This is a genomic window from Microcoleus sp. A2-C3, from assembly GCF_036706065.1.
Lineage (GTDB): Bacteria > Cyanobacteriota > Cyanobacteriia > Cyanobacteriales > Microcoleaceae > Microcoleus.
This window is the reverse complement of record NZ_JAUBVX010000068.1, coordinates 1-24,898: the sequence shown is the minus strand read 5'-3', so window position 1 is coordinate 24,898 and position 24,898 is coordinate 1. Positions and strand designations below refer to the sequence as shown.

Sequence of the window (24,898 nt, the reverse complement as noted above, 5' to 3'; positions counted from 1 at the left end):
ATGTGAGTCGATTTGAGGTTTGAGATTTTAGCTTGACTCCACAGATGAATCTGCGGACTTGAACTCAAGTTTAAATTTTTTGAATTCCACAACCTAAGCCGGGACTTGCATCCGTTTTTGGGTGAAGTCACGATTTATACAAAAAAAGAGCGACTATTTGACTACTGATCGTTTTGCTAACTAGCTGATTTCCTAGAGGACTGAGGTGAATGCTGTCTCGATACAAAGTTGGAAGTTGGGCCTCTGAATTGAAAATGGGAAGAAAATCTATGTAAGTAATTTTCTCACGTTCGACGAGTTCGGCGAGACGCTCTCTAGCCTTGACTTCCCAGTCGCGAGAGCCCTCGCCGAATTCATGGCGCTTGGGCGTTACCGCTAGCAAAAACTCGACGTTAGCGGATACAGCTATTGTCTGGATTTGGCGAATAGCTTCTAAGTTGCAGCCGACTACATCGCTTTCAGCGGATGGTGCTGCTAATTGGCGAGTCGGCACTGCTGATAGAAAGTAGCGGCTCAATAACTCTAGTGTCGCCGATCGAGGTTGGCGATCGGGATAAGATCGATCGCGCCCTACAACCAGAGCACAGGGAGCCGATGCAAATAAATCGTCCGTATTCAGCAGCAACACCAAAGCCTTTGCCCCAAAAACACCAAACCGCTTGGCATAAGCAAGTTGATTTCTCGGCCCCCAAGAATTGGCTGAGGCGTTGAGAACTTCAAAATTTGAATAGTTGACTTGTGAACCTAATTGTGGATCGCTCGCCAGATGCTGTAGTTGCAGCCTCAACAGCCGAGCCATAATTTCCGAGATCGTATCTGTCTGATGTGTCCACCAACCGCCGTTGGCGACAGAATCACCCAACAGCAAGACGCGCAGAGTTTCCGCAGCGGGACTTGGGGTGATCGCTCCAGTACGCATCGAATACTCGTTAATCTCAATCCGGTTTCCCAAGCGGCGCACCCTCTGGTTGGGCGCCAACAAATAGCCACACTCGGCATCAGCAATGTAAATCAAGGGATTGCCAAAACCCAGCAACACCCGCAGCAGCACTTCGATGGCTGCCCACAATCCGCAGGTGAGGGCGAAAATGATCAGAACAACTTTCAACTATTAACCTCGAACGAAAACAAAAAACTGCTGCTAAATTCGGGCTTGTACCAGAAAGAATTGGTTGAAAGCCGGAACCCTTATAGGGAGAAATTAAAATCAGACTATTCATTACTCCAATCCTCGGACTTCCGGTAGAGGTCGCCCTCATCTGTCAACTGTTAACTGTCAACTGTCAACTGAACGACAGTCCCTGCGCGATTGAGTCATCGGAATAGCCCGCGTGGATATAGAATTCTAGAATATACCGTCAAAATCCGCCGTCAGCCGTCAGTGAACTTGGTGGTTTCAGGAAAATCCGTGGACTTAAAACAAATATTCAAAACGCCGAATCCCATAATCGGTGTCGTACATTTACAGCCTTTGCCAACTTCTCCTCGCTGGGGCGGGAACCTCAAAGCGATTATCGGAAGAGCCGAGCAAGAGGCTACTGCGCTGGCTTCTGGCGGCGCAAACGGTATCATAGTCGAGAACTTTTTCGACGCTCCTTTTGCCAAAGACTGCGTAGATCCGGCTGTGGTAAGTGCCATGACTCTGGTAGTCGAGAGGCTAACCAATCTTGTGACGCTGCCGATCGGCGTTAACGTACTGCGAAACGATGCCCACAGCGCGATCGCCATCGCCTCCTGCACAGGAGCCCAATTCATCCGCGTCAACGTCCTCAACGGCATCATGGCTACCGACCAAGGCTTAATTGAAGGACAAGCACACCAGTTACTGCGCTACCGCCGGGAATTGGGCAGCGATGTCAAAATATTCGCAGACGTGTTAGTCAAGCACGGGCGTCCCCTGGGCAGCCCCAACTTGACCACAGCCGTCCAAGAGACGATCGGGCGCGCCTTAGCCGATGCCGTAATTCTTTCCGGCTGGACAACCGGCAGCCCTCCCAATCTCGAAGACTTAGAACTCGCGAGTGCAGCAGCGGGGGAAACTCCTGTTTTCATCGGTAGCGGTGCATCGTGGGAAAACATTTCCACCCTCATGCAGGCTGCAGACGGAGTAATTGTGTCGAGCTCGCTGAAGCGAAACGGCCGCATCGAACAGCCGATCGATCCGATCCGCGTCAGTCAGTTTGTAGAAGCCGCCCGTCGCAGCTTGTCCCAGAAAGAGCTCGAACAAGAAAACAAAAACGCTAATGGTTCGAGAGGGCTAACACCGGAACCGGGCAAAGTCAGTCGATTTTAGATTTTAGATTTTAGATTTGACCCCAAAGATTCATCTGGGAGGTTGAACAAAAGTCTACAATTTTAGTATCTACTTTGACGCGAGACTCGGAAAATTGTACCCATTTTTGGGCTGGTCACAAGTAGAACGTCAAATGGGAATGGGTCATTGGGAATGGTGAATGAGTAATAACTAAAAACTAAAAACTCCTCCTAAAAAATATCACCAATTAGCAATTTCCAATTGCCCATTCCCAATGACCAATTTCCAAGAATTAATGACCGATGACTAATGACTACTGACTAATGACTAACTACCAATTAGTAACTACCAAATCAAAAAAATGATTCGCCGACGTTCAACCCCTTGGATTCATCGCTGGTCTAGGACTGTGATCGCAGCGATCGCAGCCATCGGCGTTGTAGAAACAGCTTATCTGACGATCGCTAAATTCACGACAGGCTCAGTCATTTGTCCCACCAGCGGCTGCGACAAAGTTCTCAATAGTCCCTACGCTACAGTTTTTGGCACAGTGCCTTTAAGTTTATTAGGTTGTCTGGCTTACCTGAGCATCGCAATTTTGGCATTAGCTCCCAAAGCCGTCAATCCAGACACCAACAAAGGACTGCACTCTCAACTAGAAAACAGAACTTGGCAAGCGCTATTTATCATCACCGCTGCGATGGTAATTCTCAGCAGCTATTTGATGTATTTGATGGCTTTTGAAATTAAGGATCTGTGTATTTACTGCATCAGTTCCGCCGTATTTGCGGTATCGCTGTTTGTGCTGGTGCTCGTCGGCCGCGAGTGGGAAGATATCGGACAGTTGGTGTTTACAGGCATTTTGGTGGCGATGGTAAGTTCGATCGGCGCATTGGGACTTTATAACAGCGTCAGCTCACCTGCTCCTTTTGTTTCTTCTACCCCCGGAATTCTACCCCCTGCCGTCACCACAACCTCCGGGCCGGCAGAAATTGCTTTAGCCCGCCACATCCGAGAAATAGGCGCTAAAGAATACGGCGCTTACTGGTGTCCCCACTGCCACGATCAAAAAATGCTGTTCGGCAAAGAAGCAGCCAAAATAATTGATTATTTTGAATGCGATCCCAGAGGACAAAATTCCCGCGCTGAAATTTGCCAAGCTGCTGCTGCAAATGTTAAAGGTTTCCCGACTTGGGAGATTAAAGGTCAGTTTTATTCGGGGACGCAAACTTTGGATAAACTCGCTGATTTATCCGGTTACACCGGCCCGCGCAACTTTCAAAACTGACAGCCAAGTTTGAAACTTGAGATTCGAGATTTTTTTGGACAGGAAAAATCCTGCTTTTTAACTTAGCTAATAGACCTCTTGCATAAATATTTGATTGATGGGTAAACCGCAGATTTCAAGCTAATAAACACCGATAGACGCAGATAATTTTATCTGGTCTGCGAATGAGTGCAAGAGGTCTAATCTTTGTCGGCTGCTGTAAAATTATTCAAAAATCTCGCATCTATAATTCATAAAAACATCTTAAAAATTAGTTAGGTAAAATTTTAAAATAAGGCTCGACAACTTAATAAATTAAGCACTTTCTACAGTTCTCTCTCCTGTAAGTTGCGAGATCAAAGGAGGCAGATCCTCCGGATCTGCATTACCATGCAGAGCCTGGTAACGAGCAAATTTTAAAGTTTTCTATCTAGTATTATGTCGAAAAATCATCCCAATTATCATAGCTTCATGCAACAGATTTCCGTAAAGTGCAGATAAATCGACCATCTTCAAGAAAGACCGACAATCTAATAGAACCGCACTATATATATTCAAAAACCCGGAAAAAAACCAAAATTTCACTGCCCAACATTTTTGTTGTAGCAAGCTTTGTTATAAATTTTATAAATACTAGAAATACTAGAAATTTTGCAAAAAACTCAAAAAACCAGATTTCTGCTTCCAGGCTCATTAGACTTGCATTGCATTAATTCGCTTTCAATTTCTACAATTATCTGCGTTTATCTGTGTATATCTGCCTGACATCTGCGGTTGCAAAGTGCGATAAAAGACTTAGGCAACTCAAGTCTCTTGTCAAATGAGATATTTTGCCCGAATCGACTGAGCCGATCGCCCAAAAGATATAAAAGCTATATGTAGTAGTAGCTTAGATGCTCGAAGAGCGAGGTCAAAACTCCCAAAAATATGCTAAAAACCATCAAAAAATGGCTTAATCGAGAACGCCGAGTATTGATTACTGCGAGTGCCGTTGGCGGTACGGTGATTGTCATGCGCTGGTTCGGATTTTTGCAGGTGTGGGAATGGACTGCTTTCGATCGCTTTGTACGCTGGCGGCCCCCCGAACCAATGGACTCGCGCATCACCATTGTCGAAATTAACGAAGCTGACTTGCAAAAATACGGCTACCCAATGTCGGATGCTGTGTTGGCCCAATTGCTGCAAAAACTTCACGCTGGCAAGCCGCGGGCGATCGGCCTCGACATTTACCGAGATTTGCCGACTCAACCGGGTAATGCCGAATTGCTCAAAACTTTTAAAACTATTCCCAACTTAATCGGGATTGAGTTGATGCCAGACGAAACGAGGTTGGGAGTTCGCCCGCCTTCGGTACTTGACAAGCTCTCGCGCATCGGTTTCAACAACGTTGTCATTGATGCTGACGGTAAAGTGCGCCGAGCTTTGCTCTACTCTTGGCCCGGAGACGGCAAAACTCATGAAAGTTTCGCGCTCAGATTGGCTTTGAGTTACCTCGAAACTGAAGGAATTTCCCCTGAACCAGCAGCAAACGTCAATCCTAAATACTTGCAGTTAGGCCGGGGGGTCTTTCGGCGTTTTGAACCGAATGATGGTGCTTACGTGCGATCGGACAGCCGTGGCTATCAAATTCTCGCCAACCTCCGTGGGCCGATCGGCAGTTTTCGCATTGTGTCGATGAGCGACGTGCTTTCTGGCAAAGTTCCGGCGGATTTTGTGCGATCGCGCGCTGTCTTGATCGGTTCAACTGCCCCCAGCCTCAAAGATTTTAACCAAAATGCTTATAGCTCCGGTTTGTTTGCTCCTCCCCAGCTAATACCGGGAGTTGAGCTTCAGGCTCATTTTTTGAGCCAAATTTTGAGTGCGGCCCTCGACGGGCGCGGGGGTATCAAAGTCTGGCATGAGGCTGCGGAGTTGTTGTGGATTTTACTCTGGTCTTGGGCGGGAGCCTGTGTGAGCTGGAAGTTGGGATCGATCGGGCGATCGGTTTGGTGTTTATCAAGTATCTGTCTCGGTCTCAGTGCCAGTTTATACTTAGCTTTTTTAGCCGGTTGGTGGCTGCCGTTAATTCCTGCAATCCTCAGTCTTTTGGGTTCTAGCTGCGCAGTTGTGGCTTATCTGGCTCACTTACAAGAAGAACTAAAACGCTCTAAAGAATTTTTACAATCGCTAATCGATACAATTCCAGACCCGATTTTTGTCAAAGATATAAATCACCGCTGGGTTGTGTTGAATCAGGCATATTGTCAGTTTATCGGCTATCCTTTGGAAATTTTAACCCATCGCACAGATTACGACTTATTTCCCCAAGCCGAAGCCGATATATTTTGGCAGGAAGACGAATTAGTATTGCAAACTCACCAGCCGCGAGAAAATGAAGAATATTTTACCGACGCTCACGGAGTTACGCATCTGATTTCGACAAAAAGATCCCTGCACAAAGATGCTGCGGGGAACCTATTTTTAGTCGGAGTGATCAGAGATATTACCGAGCGCCAGCTCCGAGAAGATGCCCTAAAACAAAAAAATGCTGAACTCAGCCACCAAGCTTATCATGATGCTCTCACCGGTTTGCCCAACCGCAAAATGTTTTACGAATCCTTGCATCAGGCTTTAGAAAGAGCCTCCAGCAATCAGGAATTGCTAGCTTTACTGTTTTTAGATTTAGATGGATTTAAGTCAATCAACGACACTCTCGGACACAATGTGGGCGATTTGCTCTTAAAAGCAGTTGCCAGTCGGCTCAAACAATGCTTGCGCGGCAGCGATATTATCTCGCGGTTGGGCGGCGACGAGTTCACAGTCATTCTGCCCGCAATTCCTGGTAGCTACGAAGCGGAGAAAGTAGCTAAAAAAATTTGCTACGCCATCATGCAGCCTTTTATTTTAGAAGAACATACAGTTTCTGTAACTACAAGTATTGGGATTAGTTTGTATCCAATTGACGGTCAAGAGTCAGATATTTTAGTCAAGAATGCTGATGCTGCGATGTATCGCGCTAAGGAAGGCGGGAAAAATCAATATCAATTTTTTTAAGTCATCAGTCATCGGTCATCAGTCATCAGTTATTAGTTATTAGTCATCAGTCATTAGTCATCAGTCATTAGATAGATTTACAAAAAATATCAAACTTATGAGAGCAAATTGCCGTGTCATCTAAATATTAAAAAACATTACAAAATATGAGGTGAGTTAAAAAAAAGAATGCAACGGCAGACCCGTGTCCGAAACCCTTATGTAGTAAGTGATTTCATTGCAAATCGCAAATCGCAAATCGCAATTGCTAGGAGACCGGAGACAAAATTAAAATCGCCAGAAAGGGTTGATTTATAAAACTTTACGTATATTTACGAAAATTATTTAAAGTAAATGTAAAGATATCAGTGGAACTACGGAAATTGATAGATATAATAGTTTTTACAGGCGTGCATCTACTTCAATGATTTGGATAAGACTATGAACACTATGCGTACTTTGATTGGGTTCACCACAACGGCAACTCTGGCTGTCTGTCTGCAAGTGAGTACGATCGGCATCGCAAATGCCGCTACACTGGCTAGTAACTCAACCAGTAACTCCACAAAAGACCGTAGCAGGGGCGAGGGCCCGACGCCATCGACCTCCACAGTTTTGACCGTCGCCCAAACCTCTAGAGTTCCAAATAACCCCAAAAAATACGAACCAGACCCCAACGGGAATCCCAAAAGTGACGGTACAGGGACGCGCTGAACCCAATTTTTTAATCTTCTATTCGCCCAGATTTGTACCAATTCGATTGGTGAATTAAAGTGTGACTGCACCAATCTCGATCGCTCAGGGGATAATCCACACGGTAGTGACCGCCCCGACTTTCCGTGCGAAACGCAGCACTTTTGAGAATTAAGTAGCCAATATCCAATAAATTACCAAGTTCTCCCCAATTTCGCAAAACCGAGCTATTTTGGGCATCAACAGGCGAAAAATCAATGACTTGTCCGGGCTGCAAATTAAGCAAAGTTTGACTCAAAGGCAAAGAGGCAAATTCTTGTCGCCAAAGCTCAACTTGGACGATCGCACTTTCCAAATCCCTTTGGCCCCGACAAATTCCCGCACTTTGCCATACCAAATTCGGCAATTCGACGCGCAACTTGTCGATCGTCTCAATATCCTGTGCAGAAATCGATTTTTCCCAGATTTCCCCTGCATCGGACTCATCTGGTAATGCCTTGGGCTTTCCAGCTTCTAGCTGCAAAAGTCCCATTTGCGCGCCAAAAACCAGACATTCCAGCAGCGAATTGCTCGCCAACCGATTAGCGCCGTGTACCCCCGTGCTCGCAGTTTCTCCCACCGCGTACAAACCCGGAATCGAAGTTTGGTTTAACTTGTCAGCCACAATCCCTCCCATCCAATAATGGGCGGCGGGCGTGACGGGTACCGGTTCGGTAAAAATATCAATTCCCCAATCGGCGCACACTTGAATAATATTCGGAAACCTGTAGCGCAGTCGATCGACCGCAATCGGGCGCAAATCCAGCCAAACATGAGGTTCCTCCGTCTTCTGCAAATGGCGGAAAATAGCGCGGCTGACAACATCGCGAGGTGCAAGTTCCCCGCTGGGGTGAGAGTCAAAAGCAAAGCGATATCCCTTGCTGTCAACCAAATGAGCTCCTTCTCCCCGCACCGCTTCGCTAATCAGAAACCGCGGCGCGCCCTCTTTGCTTAGCGCCGTCGGGTGAAACTGCACAAATTCTAAATCTCGCAGCAGTGCTCCGGCGCGCCACGCAATCGCCACTCCGTCTCCGGTACTTACCGACGGGTTGGTTGTTTGAGCAAAAACCTGTCCGCCACCGCCTGTCGCTAGCACTACGGCGCTAGCTCGCAACCATTTGACGCGGGAGTCGCAAATCGAGCTAATGCCCTGACAGCGCCCGGTTTCGTCTAGCCACAGGCTCAAAGCAAAGGCTGGGGATACGAGTTGAATGTTTTTGCGGTTTAATACTTTTGCTGTCAGGGTACTGACGACGGCTTTTCCTGTGGTGTCGGCGGAGTGGAGGACTCGGCGGCGGGAGTGGGCGGCTTCTAGGGTGAGGGCTAATTCTGGGCCGGTGCGATCGAATGCAACGCCCATTTTCACGAGGGAGTCGATGCAAGCAGAAGCTTCTTCTACTAAAAATTGCACGGCTTCTAAGTCGCAAAGACCTGCTCCCGCAGCCAGTGTATCCTGAACGTGCAGGGCTGCTGAATCTTCTGGGGCGATCGCCGCGGCAATCCCTCCTTGGGCCCAATCGCTGGCAGAAACAGGCAGGATATTTTTATTAATCAAGCCCACGTGCAAATGTTCTGGGAGGCAAAGTGCCGTGTACAAACCGGCTGCGCCAGCACCTATCACCAATACGTCAAATTTGTCAGTCATAAGTCTGCCGATTTGAGATTTTTTGATTTGAGATTTGAGATTTTAAAATTAATTTTACAGATAAATATCGCGAATATAAATGTCAATTTGAGATTTGAAATTTGACTCTACCAATGATTTGAAGGGCTGGAACTGTCAATTTTAGATTTAACAATTGAATAATTTAATCTACAGATGTATCTAGATTTAAACTAATATCTAATTTTTTTGCTCTTCACAATATCGGAGCCTTGTCTCCGTCTTTGGGTGCGAACCTTTGTAAAGGCTTTCGTCAGCCGGAGCAGAAGTCATAAGCCACAAGCCCTAAACCATAAGCCATAAGCCAGAATTCATGAATTAACAAAAAATTAGTTCTGACTAACGACTAATGACTGATGACTAATGACTGATGACTGATGACTCCTGACTAATGACTAATGACTTCTATCGAATGCCTTCAAATGAGACCCGATACTACTTAGTCGTAAAAACCGTTGTTCAACCTGGTGTCTCCTTCAATAAATACAGATTCGACATCAGTTACGGTGAATTTGTCCAAGTTAGCTTGCAGCACCTTTTTCTGAGCATCCGTCAAACCTGAAATCTTGAGTATGTCCTCAACGTTTTCGTAAGGAGCATTCTTAATAATTTGTCCAGCTAAAGTAGGATACAACCCTCGAAATTCCCGAAAGTCCCGGACGCCGCTGTTGTTCAAGTCAAGTTTTTTGCCGTATTCTGTGGCAAGCTTATCATCGGCGCGATTGGTTCTAGTCGGAACGTCAAGCACTATGAGCGAGGATGATGGCAAGACGATACGGCTCAAGATCCCCGCGTTCGCGCTCATGTCTCCAGCCCATGCAAAGCAGCCCAGCACTAAGCCCAATACTGCCAATAGACGACCCAATCGTTTCATGAAGTTTTGTCTCCCAATTTCATACACAGCATTTATGTAGAGACTACCATTTTGCTTATGCAGTTTTTCAGATAAATCCGCAGCAGGCAGAGGACTGTTAACAAAATTTACATTGAGATATTGACATCGCGGGCAATGTATGGTAGGTCTTAAAATTTAGACGATCGCAACTCAGGGACAGCAATCACGGGCTGGGAAACTCTAAAATAGCTGATATATCGTATATTTAGAGGCTTTTAGCAGTGGCAAGCATCACAATTGAAGTACCCGACGAACTTTCAGAACAACTGGCACTTCTAGGCGAACAACTGCCGGAACTTTTGCGCCAGTGCGTCGAGCAGCCAATGCTCCCAGCTCGCATCTACCGGTATATTTTAAACTTTCTCGCCAGCGCCCCCACCCCCGAAGAAATCGCCGCTTTCCGGCCCACTCCAGAGATGCAAGAGCGCTTGCGGACATTATTGATACATAATGCTTCGGGTTCCTTGACTCCTGGTGAGCAAACAGAACTTGATGAATACGAGCGGATAGAACATCTAGTTATTATGCTCAAAACCGGTAATCTTCCTTACTTGTCTCGGCAGTCTTAAAATAATAAAAACTTAGGTCGCAATTCGCCAATTTTAGTCGAGCCGAACCACAATTTGTCTCTGAAATTTAAATTTTAGGGATTCTGCGGAGACAATCTAAAATGTTTCTACCCAAAATTTCAAATCGATTAACCTGTGACTTACATTCCTGCTAACCTACGCCGCTTGGTTGAAGAGCGCGCCAATTTTTGCTGAGAGTATTGTCAGCTTCCAGAACAGCTAAGTTTCTTCGTCCACGAAGTTGACCACATAATTGCCTTGAAGCATGGGGGAACTACCGATGCGGACAACCTCGCATTTGCTTGCTGGCGGTGCAACCGATATAAAGGAACAGACCTCGGTTCTTTCGACCCCCAAACTGGTGCTTTCAGCTTTCTTTTTAACCCCCGGACGCAGCAATGGTCGGAACATTTTACCACCATAGAAGATATGGCGATTGTCGGGTTGACTCCACCAGGGCGTACTGCTGTGTGTTTGCTCCAGTTTAACAACTCCGAACGCCTAGTCGAGCGGCTGCGATCGCCCAGGCGTTCATAAAATGGACTCCCAATTCAAAACTGGGACTCCCATGTTTAAGGGTTAATTTTGGCTCCGCCCCCAATTTTTTACCGATCAAGAGCTCTTGCCTTTGCTTTTGAGAAAAGCGTTCAAGTCAGCATAAGTACCGCCGTAAGTCACGCTGGGAGTGTCGTAACCCTTCAAAGTAACGATGTGCTGCTCGAAAGCGTCCTCGGCACCCAATTCCGTCAGGTATTTGTAGGTTGTTTCTCCCACGGCGATATCCTTGCCGAGTTCCTTGGTGCAAGACTCTAGGCGAAATGCTGCGTTGACAGTATCTCCCAAGGCGGTGTAGTCCGATCGATCGCTGCTACCAGAATTTCCCACCATTGCATAACCGGTATTGATTCCAGCCCCGACTCGCAAAGGAAAAGGCAAGGGGTAACGACTGCTGAGTTGGTCTGTTGCCTTGTGCAGTTGGCTCAAAGCTTGACAAATCTGCATCATTTCGTCATTGCTAACACCGTCGATTTTGTGGAACCACACGGCCATGATGGCATCGCCGATGTATTTGTCCACCCAACTGCCGTGCTCGCGAATGATTTGTCCGGCTTTGCGGAACCAATTGCCGATGACTTCCGAGAGGATGGTTTCGTCTAGCTGTCTAGTTAAAACTGTAAAATCTCGGATGTCCATTACCATGACCGTAATCAGGCTGCGCACCGTCAGAGTCGCCGTAAAATCTTCGGAGTCTCCATCGTGTATTCGATCGAGCCGGCGGCCTGCTGTTGGGTTAAAAAAGTCCAATTCCGTTTGACCGAAAATAATTCGATCGCCATTTCTGAGCGTGACAGGAATACTCACCCGTCGCCCGTTGACAAAGGAACCGTTACGGCTGCCCAAGTCGATCAGGTAAAACTCTCCGGTCTCCATTTGCTGTAGCATCGCGTGATTTCGGGAAATCCAGCGATCGGTCAATACAAAATTATTGTCATCATTCCGCCCTACTGTCCAGCAATTGCTGCCGGAGAGCGGCAAGTAGCGATTGCCGCTTTCTGTACGAAGTAACAAATGTGGATTGGCTTGCAAAGTCACCACAGTCCTAGAAACAACATCAAGTCAACCGATTTGAGGTTTTTAACCTTAAATTTTAACCTTAGTACGTGGCTCATAACTAAGGTTGCCAGTAAAAACCTCAAATCGGCTGTTTTAAAAATTTAAAATAGTTTAGTCGATCGATGCACCGAACCCATACAGTATTGCCAAACTACCATGTGATAGCCAGCGAAGATAGTTATGGTTTGATCATAGGCCAAAGTGTCATATTTTTTACGCCAAATATGTATTGGGAGAATTAAATTTGCTGTTTTTCGCCCCAAACATCACTTAATTTATGCTGAGGATGCCGAAATAGAAGGTATCTTTAAGATTTGTTGCTTAACTTCCGGTTTTTGAAGAGATCAGCAAAGCCTTTTCCTCGCTGCGGCGCTCAATAAATTAGAAACACGAGAATTTTATGTTGTCGAAGAGAATTTTGCCTTGTCTGGATGTGAAAGCCGGCCGCGTGGTCAAAGGTGTCAATTTTGTCAACCTGAAGGATGCTGGCGATCCGGTGGAAATGGCTCAGGTATACAATGATGCGGGTGCTGATGAGTTGGTGTTTCTGGACATTACGGCGACTCACGAAGACCGGAACATTATGATTGATGTGGTGTACCGAACTGCCGATCGAGTTTTTATCCCTTTGACGGTGGGCGGCGGCATCCAATCCTTGGACACCATTAAAAGTTTGTTGAGGGCGGGCGCAGATAAGGTAAGCATTAATTCAGCAGCGGTGCGCGATCCAAGTTTGATTGACAAAGCGAGCGATCGATTTGGCAATCAGTGTATTGTAGTGGCGATCGACGCTCGCAAACGGCAAGATGCGGACAATCCCGGTTGGGACGTGTACGTGCGCGGAGGGCGTGAAAATACTGGCAAAGATGCGATCGTCTGGGCCAAGGAAGCCGAACAGCGTGGCGCCGGCGAAATTCTGGTGACAAGCATGGACTCTGACGGTACTCAAGCCGGTTACGACTTGGCATTAACCCGCAGCATCGCCGAAATCGTCGAAATTCCCGTCATTGCTTCGGGCGGCGCAGGCAACTGTCACCACATCTACGAAGCCGTGACAGAGGGCAAAGCAGAAGCCGCACTCCTGGCTTCCCTCCTACATTACGGGCAACTGAGCGTCGGAGAAATTAAGACTTATCTAGCAAAACATCAAGTTCCCGTGCGGCTGTAGTAGTTTAGGATTTAGGCATGGGATAAAAAACCCGGTTGCTAGATCTCTGTCGAATAGCAGCCACGATCCAAAGAAACCGGGTTTTTTGCCTTAGCGGGGACACCACGCTCAAATGCTGCCACAGATACTCCCATTTCAAATCTCAAACGATCCGACTTCCAGTGATGCACCAGACTCATCTATCCTAAGACACAAAGCCAAAATATTCCCTGAGAAGGATTTCAAAGATCCGTTTTTTCAGCTAAATATTATATATTACCTCAATTTAAGAGAGAGCGACTGCTCAACGCTGTTGCTTTGATCGAAACTTGAGCTAAAGATTGTGCAGAATTTGAACGAGCTTCAGCCTGTTAACAATCTCAGCGATGAAAATTTGTAAAAACGGAGAAATTTTGTATGTCTTTTATCAGCTTAAATCTTAATGCCAAGCGTTTTGTTCGCAGTTTAATTGCTGTTTGTTTTTGTGCATTGATGTTTGTTTCCAATGCTTTCCCAGCGTTTGCCGTTACCAGCAGCCTTACTAAAGGTGAAGCTCAACTGACGGGGATTGAGAAAGAAGCTCAAAAAGCCGTTTTGAAAGATCCTATGTCTCTAGAAGAAACTCAGAAAAAAGCTAACGAAGGGATTAATGAAGTTCAGGGAGATGCTGACAGCGAGAAGATGAAAAATCCTTCTAACACAAAAGCTACATCTTTTGAGCAACAAGTCAAAAAAGCTGTTACCAAAATTAAAGATTAACTAAGATAAATTCCCGTGGCATGGGAATTTATCTTACCCAAAATCAGGATACGCCAGTGCCGTTTCCCTACAATTAATCGGGTAATAGTCCCATCAGAGAGAGGGCAGTAGATTATTTTGGGTAGGGGCAAACGACATTGCCGTGTCCTCTCCGGTTAGATACCCGATTTCTTGAAGAAGTCGGGTATCTGAGTATTTGGATTAAATCGAGTAATAAAGTGGAAAAGATTTGGCACCTTTCGGCTTGACAAACACTTTTTGCTGCGGCTGTAACTGCAATTGGTCAAACTTTTCTCTGGTCAAATTAGCATTCAAAACTTGACCATCATCTAAGGTTAATTCCACCTGAATTTCCCATCCCAAGTGAATCAAGCGACTGATTCTGGCAGGCACTGTTGCACTATTTTCTGTAGTTTCAATTACTACGTCGTGAGGGCGCAAGAAAATCTCCGGGTTGGCTGAGTCAAAGCCGTTGTCTTGAAATATCTTTGAACTGCTGGGCAATACGTTGACTGGGCCGATAAAACTCATGACGAAAGCACTTGCTGGATGGTCGTAAATTTCTGCGGGTGTTCCTACTTGTTCGATTTTACCTTTATTCATTACTGTAATGTGATCGGCAACTTCCATCGCTTCTTCTTGATCGTGCGTCACAAAGACTGTGGTAACGTGCACTTCGTCGTGCAGTCTACGCAACCAAGCGCGCAAATCTTTGCGAACTTTGGCATCGAGAGCTCCAAAAGGTTCGTCTAGTAGCAACACTTTCGGTTCCACAGCGAGAGCTCTGGCGAGGGCTACTCGCTGCCGCTGGCCTCCTGAGAGTTGGGAGGGGTATCTGTCGCCCAATCCTGCCAATTGCACTAAATTCAACAATTCTTCTACCCGCGATTTGACTTTCGCGGGCGGTGTTTTCTGAATTTCCATCCCGAAAGCGATATTTTTCCGCACTGTCATGTGCTTGAATAGCGCGTAGTGCTGAAACACAAACCCAATATTACGGTCTTGGACGCTAGTATTTGTGGCATCTTGGCCAGTTAGCCAGATTTTGCCGGAGTCGGGCATTTCTAAACCTGCAATCAGCCGCAGCAGCGTAGACTTGCCGGAACCAGACGGGCCCAGCAATGCGACTAGGGAACCTGATTCAATTTCTAAGCTGACTCGATCGAGTGCTTGGAAACTGCCAAAATGTTTGGATACGTTTTCTACTGTAATTCCCATAGGAAGTTCGGCAACGGATGAGTATAACGAATTTAACGGATTTAACGAAGGTCAGACGCCACAACCAAGAGCAAAAATGTTAATCTCCGGTTTCTGGATAGGTTAAGGTAAGTTTTTTATAGCACGATCGCACATCCGTTTGTTAATTTTAGGGTTTTGGCGATCGGTCAAACACTGGAAAATTCCCCAAAATGCACCTCCATCACAAAACAAAACAATTATTTATCACCAAAGTTGGCGTTTGGTAGTACAATGCAGCAAAAGTTCAAGCGTTTTTGACTTCAAAGGCTGAGGGGATATAAGGAAAATGGGAAATGTTGGACGTGTGCCTGTAGGAATTATCGGCGCTTCAGGGTACGGGGGCGTGCAACTTGTGCGACTGCTGGCGGATCACCCAGCGGCGGAAGTAGTGTATTTGGGCGGGGATAGCAGTGCGGGAAAACCTTTTTCCAGCCTTTATCCGCATCTGACTAACTGCATTGACTTGACTATTGAGGCGATCGACCTAGATAAAATCGCGGCAAAATGTGAAGTTGTGTTTCTGTCGCTGCCCAACGGTTTAGCTTGCCAAATGGCACCGACGCTGATCGAAAAAGGCTGCAAAGTCTTGGATTTGTCGGCTGATTACAGATTTGAAAATCTTGACACTTATAAAGCTTGGTACGGTGGCGAGCGATCGGACTCTGCTTTAGCTGCTACGGCTGTTTACGGTTTGCCAGAATTGTATCGCGATCGCATTAAAGACGCTAAATTAGTAGGCTGTGCCGGTTGCTACGTCACCGCTAGTTTATTAGCTCTAGCACCCTTGCTAAAACAAGGTCTGATCGTACCAGAAACAGCAATTATCGACGCTAAATCAGGAACTTCGGGAGGGGGCCGCAAAGCCGCAGTTAATCTCTTATTAGCAGAAGCTGACAATTCCATCGGCGCTTACAACGTTGGCTGCCACCGCCACACGCCAGAAATTGAGCAAATTTGCAGCGATTTAGCCGGACAAGATATCAAAGTCCAATTTACTCCACACCTGATGCCGATGGTGCGGGGAATTCTGGCAACTGTTTACGCAAATTTGCGCGATCCGGGATTAGTGCGGGAAGATTTAATCACCATTTTCACCGCTTTTTACCGCAATTCTCCTTTCGTAAAAGTGTTACCGGCTGGGGTTTATCCGCAGTCTAAATGGGCTTGTGGCACAAATCTTTGTTATATCGGCGTGGAAGTCGATCCGCGTACTGACAGGGTAATTGTGATTTCGGCGATCGACAATTTAATTAAAGGTCAAGCTGGTCAAGGCATCCAGTGCATGAACTTGATGATGGGTTGGGAAGAAACTTTGGGTTTACCTCAATTGGCTTTCTATCCTTAATTGGGCATTGGGCATTGGGCATTGGGCATAGGGCATTGGGCATAGGGCACTGGGCATAGGGCATTGGGCATAGGGCATTGGGCATTGGGATTAGTGTCAACAATCACCTAAAACCATTAAATCTCGTTTGTAGCCCAGGCCAGATCCCCCTAAATCCCCCGAATAGTCGGGGGACTTTGAATGCTTCTTGTCCCCCCCTTCTTAAGGGGGGCTAGGGGGGATCTGGCCTCGGTGGTAAACAGCAGTCTGTGACTAAGTTTGACCTGGTTGTTGACACCAATGGATAATGGGGAATTACCGATTACCGAAGTGTTATTTTGGCCCGTAACCGATCGATCCAGCGTAAATTGCCCGATCGCCCAATTCCTCCTCAATCCGCAATAAACGGTTATACTTAGCAACCCGTTCGCTGCGACACAGAGAACCAGTCTTGATTTGGCCGGCGCGAGTCGCTACGGCTAAATCAGCAATTGTGGTATCCTCAGTTTCACCAGAACGGTGACTGATGACCGATCGATAGCTGTTCCGTTTACCGAGGTCGATCGTATCCAACGTCTCACTCAAAGAACCAATTTGATTCAGCTTAATCAAAATCGAATTGCTAGCCTTCAAATCAATCCCTTTTTGCAAGCGCGTGCGATTAGTAACAAACAAATCGTCACCCACCAATTGAACTTTGCTACCCATTTTTTGAGTCAGCGCCACCCAACTGTCCCAATCGTCTTCGTGCAAACCATCTTCAATGGAAACGATGGGATATTGCCCAACCAAACCATCCAAATAATCGATTAATTCTGCCGGAGAATGAGCCACACCGTCGTAAGTGTACTGCCCATCTTTATAAAATTCACTAGCAGCAACATCCAAAGCCAAAGCAACTTGTTCACCCGGTTTGTAACCAGCTTTTTCAATTGCCATCATCAACAAATCCAAAGCTTCCTGATTGGAACCCAAATTAGGCGCAAAACCACCTTCATCGCCAACACCAGTCAGCAAATTTTTGTCTTTCAAGACTTTAGCAAGACTAGCAAATACTTCTGCACCCCAGCGCAAAGCTTCCTTAAAAGAAGGTGCTCCCACCGGTACAATCATAAACTCTTGAATGTCTACGTTGTTGTCGGCGTGGGAACCGCCGTTGATGACGTTCATCAAAGGTACGGGTAAAACGTTAGCTAAAGCGCCACCCAAGTAGCGGTAAAGGGGGAGTCCTAAAGTATCGGCGGCAGCCTTTGCTGTGGCTAGGGAGACTCCGAGAATGGCATTTGCGCCGAGGTGGGATTTGTTGGGGGAACCGTCCAAGTCAATCATGGTTTGATCGATTAATGCTTGGTCGATCGCATCCATATCAATCAAAGCGGGGGCAATTTTGTGCTCGACGTTAGCAACGGCTTTCAGCACGCCTTTGCCACCGTAGCGTTTTTTGTCATCATCCCGGAGTTCGTGGGCTTCAAAGGAGCCTGTAGACGCGCCGCTGGGGACTTGTGCGAGCCCGACAACACCGTTGGCTAGGTGAACTTCAGCTTCGATGGTGGGGCGGCCGCGGGAGTCGAGGATTTCTCTGGCTTTGATAAATTCGATCGCAGTGTCTTGCATATGAACGATTCCTGACTTAACTCAATGGTTGATGACAATTAGCATTCAGCAGCCTTTCGGTAACTGACTGCTAACGGGTAATAGAGTACGCGATCCCCACAATTATTAGCGCTCATTTCAAACTTTTTGCGGATTTGGGCGATCGGTTGGCTGTCAATAATCCATTCTTGTTGAGAATAACTTGTGATAATTTTGACAGTAATTTGATTGTTATAACCGCAGATTCACGCAGATTTGTTAATTGGAACCTTTGTTAACATCAGAAGGTCAACAAAGTTAATCAAAACGGGGGAAACCTAGGATGCTAGAAACAAATCTCGGAGAAATTAGAGCCTTAGCTATCGACTCCGATCCAATTATTCCCGATCCCCCCAACATCAGATTGCTCACCGGGCCATTGCCAAATCCCAGCGATCCCAACTTTTTTGACCTTACTCCCAATGACGATGTAGTTCAACTAGCAAGTGGAATTCTGCGCAACACTCCTGGTGGTTTGCGCGCCTTAGCTGGTAATGATTTTGTGCGAGGTTCGGGTGCGGCCGAACTGATGAACGGTAACAGCGGCATCGATACTTTAATCGGAGGTTGCGGTAATGATACTATTCGTGGCGGTCAAGATTTTGACATTCTTTATGGAGAATGTGGCAACGATATTCTCAGCGGCAATCAAGGCGATGATGTCGCCTACGGAGGTACGGGAAATGACTTTATTCGTGGCGGTCAAGGCAGTGATGCTTTAGTTGGAGATAGTGGGAATGATACTCTGATTGGTGATGCAGGAGTCGATCGACTTTGGGGAAAAGAAGGCGCAGATTTATTTGTCCTCAGAAGAGAATCGGGAGCAACTTCGCGGGAATTTGGTTCAGATCAAGCCCGTCCAATTGGGACTTTTCCTTTGAGTACAGAAGAAGTGCCAGCAGATTTTATTCTCGATTACAATCCGGCCCAAGGAGATGTCATTGGATTGGCGGGAGGGCTAACGCGAAACGATATTGTTTTGACCGAAAGGTTTGCAACAATTGGCGATGCGAGAAGTTACGATAGCAACGGGCCTACTCCTCCGGGAGCGTTTATAACTGCTGATTTTAAATTTTTAAACATTAAAGCGACGGTGATTCGCGAAGCTAGTACCGGCAATATTTTGGGTTTGGTAAAGGATGTTTCGCCGAGTCAACTTCAGTTTAGTTCTGTGTCTGACGGGGCGATCGCCCTAGGATAAACTTAAATCGGCACACATTGCTGCTAATTTCGATAACACGGACGGGCGGGACGCCCATCCCACAACAGCAAGGCTCTCAATCCTCGTTCCCAGGCTCTGCCTGGGAAAGCCTATCAGCGAGGCTCTGCCTCCCGATTCCTGACCTGAATTCAACAAACATTAAAATTGCCAAAAATCCGCCACATCATATCCCATTTCGCCCAGCATTTGCCGGAGCAGAGGCAAACTCAAACCGATCACATTCGTGTGACAGCCCTCGATTTTTTCCACAAAAAAGCCACCTTTACCTTCCAGTGCAAAACAACCGGCACAGGCGAGGGGTTCTCCGGTAGCGACGTAGGCCGCAATTTGGCGGGAACTCACTTGGGCAAAATGAACTTTTGTAACTTGACAGCGAATGAGCGATCGATCCATTGCCTCATTAAAGTTATCGAACCTAGTATCAATTAAAGCATGACCAGTATAAAGTTCGCCAACTTTACCACGCATTTTCTGCCAGCGCGAGATTGCTTCTTGGGCATCCTTCGGTTTGCCGTGAATTTCACCATCAATGACCAAAATTGAATCGCATCCCAACACCAAACACGATTTGGGATTGGGGATTTGCGGGTGAGAATTAGCAAGCAAAAACTCAGCTACAGCGTCAGCTTTTCCCTCTGCTAAAACTTGCACTAATTGAGTAGCGTCCCTCATTTGTATTTGCCCTTCATCAAAGTCGCTGGGGCAAATCACAGCTTCAATGCCAGCACTTTTAAGCAGGCTGCGGCGCGCTGGGGAAGCTGAGGCTAATACAAAAGTTGCAGTTTTCATAAGTTATAAGAAGGAAGAAGGAAGAAGGAAGAAGGAAGAAGGAAGAAGGAAGAAGGAAGAAGGAATAGTTACCTTGTTCCCAGGCTCTGCCTTGGAATACATACCCGGAGGCTCTGCCTCCAATGCCCAATGCCCAATGCCCAATGCCCAATTCCCTAATAAACAGAGAAAGATTTAACGACTTTCTCAAAAGCTTCTTTTACCTTCGGCCAACGTTCTTCGGTAGTGGAAACATTCAGCGTAAAAAGTTTGCCGCGGCTGATGGCTACGCTGGCTAAGTTGTGCCGTTGTTGGTTTGGGAGTTTGACGGCGTATTCTAAAATGTAATAGTTTTTCGATCGCGATTCCCGACTTTCTGCATTGACTAATTCAGCTTGGCGGCCGGAATCCGTCGGGGCGATCGTCTTCGTTGATGAGCCTCCCATAGGGGCGGGCTTCGCTAACGCATTTTTGCTAAGCTTGTATCCCACCTCCGTCGGCGTTCCCAAATCAGCCAGAGTTTTGTTCCCCGTGACTGGACTGATGACCACGCTGACGTTTTCCGTTTGCTGAATCAAATCGCGAAACACGACATCGGGCCCATTAGCAACTGCGATCGGCAGCCAGCCATTAGGATAGAGAAATTGATAACCATCGCCAGTATCAACATAGCTTTTGAGTCCGGTGACTTTAGACACACAACCGGTCAAGCTAAGGCTTAGAACCACCAGAAGTATTGCTGCAATTCGTTTGAGCATTATTTTTACGGGTAGGGTAACACTAAAATATTTAATTTCAATTGTCTCACCAAACCTAGCCCCTAAAAATAGTTAAGCTATGGATCGCGGTTTGTGTATCGCCCGCGTGCCATAGCCGTACAATTTAATTTTTAACAAAGTTATTACAGGTTAGTTAGCCAGCTAATCAGTCCGTGCTTGGTCGAAATTTCTAAAGCCAAGAGAGAAACAAAACCAATCATGGCAAGGCGGCCGTTCAAGCGTTCTGCGTAGGGTGTAAAGCCTGTGCGGACTTCATCGTCAATGTATACTTTAGGCTCGATCGCAAAATTGTTCATTTTGCCGTCGTTGTCGAGCAGTAAGCCTCTGTCAGCCATGTCAGCCTCCTAAGTTGTTTTGGTGTACTGTAAATAAATGTAACAGACTAATGAAGATATGTAAAGGATTATGAGTTTTTTTTTCAAAGCCGCGACTCGGACACCAGTTTTCCCCAAAAATTCAACGGGAGGCAAAATCCAAACCCTTATATAATCAGTCATTCCCAAATCTCAAATCTTAAATCTCAAATGGTGTGACTGTGGACAGTAGACTCTGGGCCCCGGAAGGGGGAGGATAGAGTTGAGAATCGCAAAAGTCGATCGCGCGAGGCAAATCCCCCAGTCTGGGTTTGACGAAAATTGTGGAAGAATGGAGGAAAAATTTATGCGGGCCAGTCTGGAAATGCGGTGGTTTAATAGCGGTGCGCTGCCAAAACCGATCGGGCAATGGTTTGGCAGCGAGAGTCTGGGCGGTTATCTGTCGCCGCCTGAAGAGCGAGAAGATTTATATTTGCTGATACCTAGTTGCGACTACTTGGGAGTGAAACTGCGCGGGAAAAATTTACAGGTAAAGTGGCGGCAGGCAGAATTAGGCGTGATGCCCTTCGGCAACCGCTGGGAAGGCAAAGCCGAGAAATGGCTGAAGTGGATATGTGCCGACACGATGGCGCCACTACCAGCGGATATCATCGCCACTGGAAAGTGGGTGAAGGTCAAGAAAAAGCGAGCCCAGCGTCTTTACCAAGTTTCTGCCCCAGGTGTGCTAATGTCTGTCCCTGTCGAAGCACCAATTCCCCAAGGCTGCATTGTAGAAATTACCCAGTTAAATGTTAACGGCACTCCGTCGTGGACGTTGGGATTTGAAGCGTTTGGTAGCGAAAATTTTTTGGCCGAAAGTCTGCAAACAGTCGCTAATTGGACTAGCAAGAGTTATCAGGCTCAAAAGTTGAAAGCTGAGGATTCTTCTGGTTATCCGATTTGGCTAGCTGGTAAGTAAGGAGAGAGGGGGAGAGGGAGAGAGAGGAAGAATTTGAAACTTTTTTCCAGAACTCTTTTTTTCTGTAGTTTAAACTAAATAAAGATGAGAACGGTGGCCAAAGAAGAACTAGAGCCACCGTTAAGGAGAGAATGAGGGTGAAAAAGAAAACCTATCCACTCCTTAAATGAACAGTGAACGATTAAAGGACTTTCGTCAAGCAGCATACGAGTTATTGGTACGAGCTCTCGTATGCAACATTTGAGCTCATGGATGCAGTAATGACCACGCCCAAATGCGTCATGTTTAGCGGAATTTTCACTCAATCCATTATTCAATCGTCAATGGCAAGCGCGTCTATGAAGCCTTACAAGACTGTAGGCCAGACCGGAAAAAACTGATGGAGTTGTACCCTTGAGCAATTAGAACAGCAAGTACCCGCAACAGAATATATATTAGTGGCAATTGACCTGCATGGGGGAGACCAGACGCTAAAACCTTAAAAGACAGAACCCATGAATACCAGGAAGGCGTAATTATTGGACAAGGGTACAGTACCATTGCGTGGATACCGGAAGCTCAAGGAAGTTGGGCATTACCCCTACTCCATGAAAGAATCAGTAGTGGGTCTTCACCCATACTTCAAGCAGCTTCCCAACTTAAACTTGTCTGTGAACAGAGCGTCAACCCAGTCTTAGGAATGAAAATTTAATAACTTAAGCAAGATATAATAAAAAAATGAGTGAACATCAATGTACTTGACATTTCAAATTTATGGTCAAAACGTAATTGCTCAACCCCCTTGACAAGAAGACGAGATAGACATTAGATAAAGGAATGGAAAAACTCCCGACTTAAAGCAACTATCGAACGAGGCAAAAGAAGCCTTGATAGTAGAGCTATGGCAAGAAATCCAAAAACTCAGCGCAGCATTAGCCACCTACGAACCAAAACCAGAGCCATCTCCCAAAAAAACTAGCAAAAATTCTAGCACTCCACCATCCAAAGGATTCAAGCCGAACATTAAGCCATCGAAAATTCAGGGGATAAAAAGACAAAGAAGCGTGGGAAGAGTCGGAGGGGGCAGAGAACTACATCCTCATCCCGACCAAACAATCATCGCGATTGTCAAAAATTGCCCCCAATGTGGAGAGAAAGTCACCGCCACCGCCCAGAAGTTGCAATCGATATACGAAAAAAATCGAACTCCCCCCCATTCGCCCCATCATCACCCGAATAGAACGTTATGGTGGTCAGTGTGCGTGCTGTCAAACCGAGTATGTTGCACCTGTGCCATTGGGAATGGAACCAGGTTCACCGGGAAAGCAGTTCGATTCAAAGCTTGGTCACATACCTCCGTTACACTCATGCCATCAGCTACGAACGGCTATCGGGAATATTGGCAGAAGTGTTTGGAATCAAGATATCAGAAGGAGCAATCGCCAACCTATTAGTGAAGGTCAAAACCAGTTTAGATGACGAAGTAACTCAAATACTACAACGGCTGCGGCGGGCAAAATTAATTTGTTCAGATGAAACGAGTGCGAGAGTTAACGGACAGTGGGAGTGGGAGTGGGTGTTTCAGAATCAGGATGTTTGTTTACACGTCATCCGCCCCAGCCGAGCCAGTGGAGTAATGTACGAAGTTCTCGGAGAACATCGTCCCGATATCTGGGTATCAGATTTATTTAGCGCTCAAAAAAATCACCCCGCACCACAATGGCAAGTGTGTTTGGCTCATCAATTGCGGGACTGTCAATATGCGATTGATGCTGGAGACAGGATTTTCGCCCCAGCGATGAAGAGGTTATTATTAAGAGCTTTTATCATCCATCGACGACGAGAAAGAATCGACGATGCCAGATTTAATCGATATCGAGAAAATTTACAGGAAAGATTAACTAGGATTTTGAATTTAGCCCCACATCATCCGGATGGTATCCGGTTACGAAAACGCTATGGTGGGCTAATTGACAATTTATTTCTATTTCTGGAAGATGCGGCAATTCCACCAACGAATAATAGTAGTGAACAGGCGATTAGGATGAGCGTGATATTTCGCCGTGTAACTAATGGCTTCCGTTCAGAATGGGGCAGAGATTTGTTTGCAGCCGTTCGTTCGGTTGTCAATACTGGCAAGCGTCAGGGTTTAACTGCTTATCAATCTATTCAACAAGCTCTCTCTACTGATGGCTCCCTTTTTTCCCCTAGTTGAGCAATTACCAATTACCAAATATCTAACTTGACAATAGAACGTATAAATATATTAAACTTTTTTCCGGTTAGCTGTCGTTCTTATTATTTGTTGTTGTGATTGAAAACACTTTCATTGCTGATACAGCTTGTGAATTTAATTGAATTGAGTTTTAATTGAGCAGCTATTTACTATTTTAATTGCTGCTGAATTTGTGGTGACTTGAGATATTAGCGGTCGAAATTGTTAAGTATTTTGAATCAATTGGTCTGTCAATTACTGTTAATTTCTGATTGGGGCTCGCTGTCTCTCGATTTTCTCATTGGTTTTCAAGAGATCTCATTACAATCAATTCCCTTGTGCCAGTTCCGGGTGCGGAATGTGGGCTAAAAGATTAGATAAAAAACCCGGTTTTTTTGATATTGATGGGGTTTTTCCTAATACAAACACAGAATTTTTCCCAAACAAAAAGCGCCCCTATTTCTAGGAGCGCTTTTTGTTATCTCAGGTTAAAAATTAACCGTTGATGGAAGGAGCAACCAAAGCAACTGGAATTGTTTCACCAGCGGCCAAGTCG

Annotated in this window: 21 protein-coding genes and 1 pseudogene; 13 read left to right on the top strand and 9 right to left on the bottom strand. The window is 46.1% G+C overall.

The window, feature by feature from the left end; all coding sequences use genetic code 11:
- Positions 1 to 127: 127 nt before the first annotated feature.
- Positions 128 to 1,108 carry a GDSL-type esterase/lipase family protein gene (locus QUB66_RS26450; protein WP_332970303.1) on the bottom strand — a complete coding sequence of 327 codons (981 nt, stop codon included), beginning with the start codon at positions 1,106 to 1,108 and terminating at the stop codon, positions 128 to 130.
- A gap of 300 nt (positions 1,109 to 1,408) precedes the next feature.
- Between QUB66_RS26450 and btpA the strand changes: the two genes are divergently transcribed.
- The 4 genes from btpA to QUB66_RS26430 all read left to right on the top strand — a co-directional run bounded on the left by btpA (position 1,409) and on the right by QUB66_RS26430 (position 7,247).
- Positions 1,409 to 2,293, top strand: coding sequence for a photosystem I biogenesis protein BtpA (gene btpA, locus QUB66_RS26445; RefSeq protein ID WP_332970302.1), 885 nt, complete (start codon positions 1,409 to 1,411; stop codon positions 2,291 to 2,293).
- A gap of 322 nt (positions 2,294 to 2,615) precedes the next feature.
- Positions 2,616 to 3,542, top strand: coding sequence for a vitamin K epoxide reductase family protein (locus tag QUB66_RS26440; RefSeq protein ID WP_332970301.1), 927 nt, complete (start codon positions 2,616 to 2,618; stop codon positions 3,540 to 3,542).
- Between the two features lie 906 nt (positions 3,543 to 4,448).
- The gene (locus QUB66_RS26435; protein WP_332970300.1) at positions 4,449 to 6,554 is read left to right on the top strand and encodes a CHASE2 domain-containing protein; all 2,106 of its coding nucleotides are present in this window, start codon (positions 4,449 to 4,451) and stop codon (positions 6,552 to 6,554) included.
- Between the two features lie 420 nt (positions 6,555 to 6,974).
- Positions 6,975 to 7,247 (top strand): hypothetical protein, encoded by a 273-nt coding sequence (locus QUB66_RS26430; protein ID WP_265239175.1) that lies wholly within the window; start codon positions 6,975 to 6,977, stop codon positions 7,245 to 7,247.
- Between the two features lie 10 nt (positions 7,248 to 7,257).
- On the opposite strand, the gene nadB is transcribed toward QUB66_RS26430, so the two are convergent.
- Together nadB and psbU are read right to left on the bottom strand one after the other, a co-directional pair.
- Entirely contained in the window at positions 7,258 to 8,910 is a 1,653-nt protein-coding gene (nadB, locus tag QUB66_RS26425) for an L-aspartate oxidase (RefSeq protein ID WP_332970299.1), read from the bottom strand.
- Between the two features lie 457 nt (positions 8,911 to 9,367).
- Positions 9,368 to 9,802 (bottom strand): photosystem II complex extrinsic protein PsbU, encoded by a 435-nt coding sequence (gene psbU, locus QUB66_RS26420; protein ID WP_265239222.1) that lies wholly within the window; start codon positions 9,800 to 9,802, stop codon positions 9,368 to 9,370.
- A gap of 242 nt (positions 9,803 to 10,044) precedes the next feature.
- On the opposite strand from psbU, the gene QUB66_RS26415 reads away from it, so the two are divergent.
- Both QUB66_RS26415 and QUB66_RS26410 read left to right on the top strand, forming a co-directional pair.
- The gene (locus tag QUB66_RS26415; RefSeq protein WP_265239223.1) at positions 10,045 to 10,392 is read left to right on the top strand and encodes a hypothetical protein; all 348 of its coding nucleotides are present in this window, start codon (positions 10,045 to 10,047) and stop codon (positions 10,390 to 10,392) included.
- A 207-nt stretch (positions 10,393 to 10,599) separates the two neighbouring features.
- Positions 10,600 to 10,929, top strand: a pseudogene (locus tag QUB66_RS26410) (HNH endonuclease); the annotation flags it as partial.
- Positions 10,930 to 11,004: 75 nt separating this feature from the next.
- On the opposite strand, the gene QUB66_RS26405 reads toward QUB66_RS26410, so the two are convergent.
- Positions 11,005 to 11,988, bottom strand: a complete 984-nt coding sequence (locus QUB66_RS26405) for an adenylate/guanylate cyclase domain-containing protein (protein WP_265239224.1) — start codon at positions 11,986 to 11,988, stop codon at positions 11,005 to 11,007.
- A gap of 418 nt (positions 11,989 to 12,406) precedes the next feature.
- Between QUB66_RS26405 and hisF the strand changes: the two genes are divergently transcribed.
- Positions 12,407 to 13,174 carry an imidazole glycerol phosphate synthase subunit HisF gene (hisF, locus tag QUB66_RS26400; protein ID WP_265239225.1) on the top strand — a complete coding sequence of 256 codons (768 nt, stop codon included), beginning with the start codon at positions 12,407 to 12,409 and terminating at the stop codon, positions 13,172 to 13,174.
- Positions 13,175 to 13,570: 396 nt separating this feature from the next.
- Entirely contained in the window at positions 13,571 to 13,912 is a 342-nt protein-coding gene (locus tag QUB66_RS26395; RefSeq protein WP_265239226.1) for a low temperature-induced protein, read from the top strand.
- Positions 13,913 to 14,113: 201 nt separating this feature from the next.
- Here QUB66_RS26395 and QUB66_RS26390 read toward each other — a convergent pair whose 3' ends face one another.
- On the bottom strand, positions 14,114 to 15,130 hold the full coding sequence (locus QUB66_RS26390; protein ID WP_332970298.1) for a sulfate/molybdate ABC transporter ATP-binding protein: 1,017 nt from the start codon (positions 15,128 to 15,130) through the stop codon (positions 14,114 to 14,116).
- A gap of 307 nt (positions 15,131 to 15,437) precedes the next feature.
- Between QUB66_RS26390 and argC the strand changes: the two genes are divergently transcribed.
- On the top strand, positions 15,438 to 16,496 hold the full coding sequence (gene argC, locus QUB66_RS26385) for an N-acetyl-gamma-glutamyl-phosphate reductase (protein ID WP_332970297.1): 1,059 nt from the start codon (positions 15,438 to 15,440) through the stop codon (positions 16,494 to 16,496).
- A 312-nt stretch (positions 16,497 to 16,808) separates the two neighbouring features.
- Here argC and eno read toward each other — a convergent pair whose 3' ends face one another.
- On the bottom strand, positions 16,809 to 18,089 hold the full coding sequence (eno, locus tag QUB66_RS26380) for a phosphopyruvate hydratase (RefSeq protein WP_332970296.1): 1,281 nt from the start codon (positions 18,087 to 18,089) through the stop codon (positions 16,809 to 16,811).
- A 301-nt stretch (positions 18,090 to 18,390) separates the two neighbouring features.
- Here eno and QUB66_RS26375 point away from each other — a divergent pair, with 301 nt between their 5' ends.
- On the top strand, positions 18,391 to 19,308 hold the full coding sequence (locus QUB66_RS26375; RefSeq protein WP_332970295.1) for a calcium-binding protein: 918 nt from the start codon (positions 18,391 to 18,393) through the stop codon (positions 19,306 to 19,308).
- 159 nt (positions 19,309 to 19,467) lie between these two features.
- Here the strand turns inward: QUB66_RS26375 and QUB66_RS26370 are convergent, their stop codons facing one another.
- Entirely contained in the window at positions 19,468 to 20,118 is a 651-nt protein-coding gene (locus tag QUB66_RS26370; RefSeq protein WP_332970294.1) for a Maf family protein, read from the bottom strand.
- Here QUB66_RS26370 and QUB66_RS26365 point away from each other — a divergent pair.
- Positions 20,048 to 20,296 (top strand): hypothetical protein, encoded by a 249-nt coding sequence (locus QUB66_RS26365; protein WP_332970293.1) that lies wholly within the window; start codon positions 20,048 to 20,050, stop codon positions 20,294 to 20,296. The two genes, QUB66_RS26370 and QUB66_RS26365, sit on opposite strands and share 71 nt — an antisense overlap.
- Here QUB66_RS26365 and psbP read toward each other — a convergent pair.
- The gene (gene psbP / locus QUB66_RS26360) at positions 20,274 to 20,855 is read right to left on the bottom strand and encodes a photosystem II reaction center PsbP (protein ID WP_332970292.1); all 582 of its coding nucleotides are present in this window, start codon (positions 20,853 to 20,855) and stop codon (positions 20,274 to 20,276) included. The two genes, QUB66_RS26365 and psbP, sit on opposite strands and share 23 nt — an antisense overlap.
- A 143-nt stretch (positions 20,856 to 20,998) precedes the next feature.
- Positions 20,999 to 21,211 (bottom strand): chlorophyll a/b-binding protein, encoded by a 213-nt coding sequence (locus QUB66_RS26355; protein ID WP_265239233.1) that lies wholly within the window; start codon positions 21,209 to 21,211, stop codon positions 20,999 to 21,001.
- Between the two features lie 241 nt (positions 21,212 to 21,452).
- Between QUB66_RS26355 and QUB66_RS26350 the strand changes: the two genes are divergently transcribed.
- Positions 21,453 to 22,148 carry a hypothetical protein gene (locus QUB66_RS26350; protein ID WP_265239234.1) on the top strand — a complete coding sequence of 232 codons (696 nt, stop codon included), beginning with the start codon at positions 21,453 to 21,455 and terminating at the stop codon, positions 22,146 to 22,148.
- Between the two features lie 1,225 nt (positions 22,149 to 23,373).
- Positions 23,374 to 24,342, top strand: a complete 969-nt coding sequence (tnpC, locus tag QUB66_RS26345; RefSeq protein ID WP_332970291.1) for an IS66 family transposase — start codon at positions 23,374 to 23,376, stop codon at positions 24,340 to 24,342.
- Positions 24,343 to 24,898 lie beyond the last annotated feature (556 nt).

Bases quoted from the DNA above. Each gene is read 5' to 3' on its own strand.
- QUB66_RS26440 (WP_332970301.1), top strand. From the start codon at position 2,616: ATGATTCGCCGACGTTCAACCCCTTGGATTCATCGCTGGTCTAGGACT.
- QUB66_RS26435 (WP_332970300.1), top strand. From the start codon at position 4,449: ATGCTAAAAACCATCAAAAAATGGCTTAATCGAGAACGCCGAGTATTG.
- QUB66_RS26430 (WP_265239175.1), top strand. From the start codon at position 6,975: ATGAACACTATGCGTACTTTGATTGGGTTCACCACAACGGCAACTCTG.
- nadB (WP_332970299.1), bottom strand. From the start codon at position 8,910: ATGACTGACAAATTTGACGTATTGGTGATAGGTGCTGGCGCAGCCGGT.
- psbU (WP_265239222.1), bottom strand. From the start codon at position 9,802: ATGAAACGATTGGGTCGTCTATTGGCAGTATTGGGCTTAGTGCTGGGC.
- hisF (WP_265239225.1), top strand. From the start codon at position 12,407: ATGTTGTCGAAGAGAATTTTGCCTTGTCTGGATGTGAAAGCCGGCCGC.
- QUB66_RS26395 (WP_265239226.1), top strand. From the start codon at position 13,571: ATGTCTTTTATCAGCTTAAATCTTAATGCCAAGCGTTTTGTTCGCAGT.
- QUB66_RS26390 (WP_332970298.1), bottom strand. From the start codon at position 15,130: ATGGGAATTACAGTAGAAAACGTATCCAAACATTTTGGCAGTTTCCAA.
- argC (WP_332970297.1), top strand. From the start codon at position 15,438: ATGGGAAATGTTGGACGTGTGCCTGTAGGAATTATCGGCGCTTCAGGG.
- eno (WP_332970296.1), bottom strand. From the start codon at position 18,089: ATGCAAGACACTGCGATCGAATTTATCAAAGCCAGAGAAATCCTCGAC.
- QUB66_RS26375 (WP_332970295.1), top strand. From the start codon at position 18,391: ATGCTAGAAACAAATCTCGGAGAAATTAGAGCCTTAGCTATCGACTCC.
- QUB66_RS26365 (WP_332970293.1), top strand. From the start codon at position 20,048: ATGCCAGCACTTTTAAGCAGGCTGCGGCGCGCTGGGGAAGCTGAGGCT.
- QUB66_RS26370 (WP_332970294.1), bottom strand. From the start codon at position 20,118: ATGAAAACTGCAACTTTTGTATTAGCCTCAGCTTCCCCAGCGCGCCGC.
- psbP (WP_332970292.1), bottom strand. From the start codon at position 20,855: ATGCTCAAACGAATTGCAGCAATACTTCTGGTGGTTCTAAGCCTTAGC.
- QUB66_RS26355 (WP_265239233.1), bottom strand. From the start codon at position 21,211: ATGGCTGACAGAGGCTTACTGCTCGACAACGACGGCAAAATGAACAAT.
- tnpC (WP_332970291.1), top strand. From the start codon at position 23,374: ATGGTGGTCAGTGTGCGTGCTGTCAAACCGAGTATGTTGCACCTGTGC.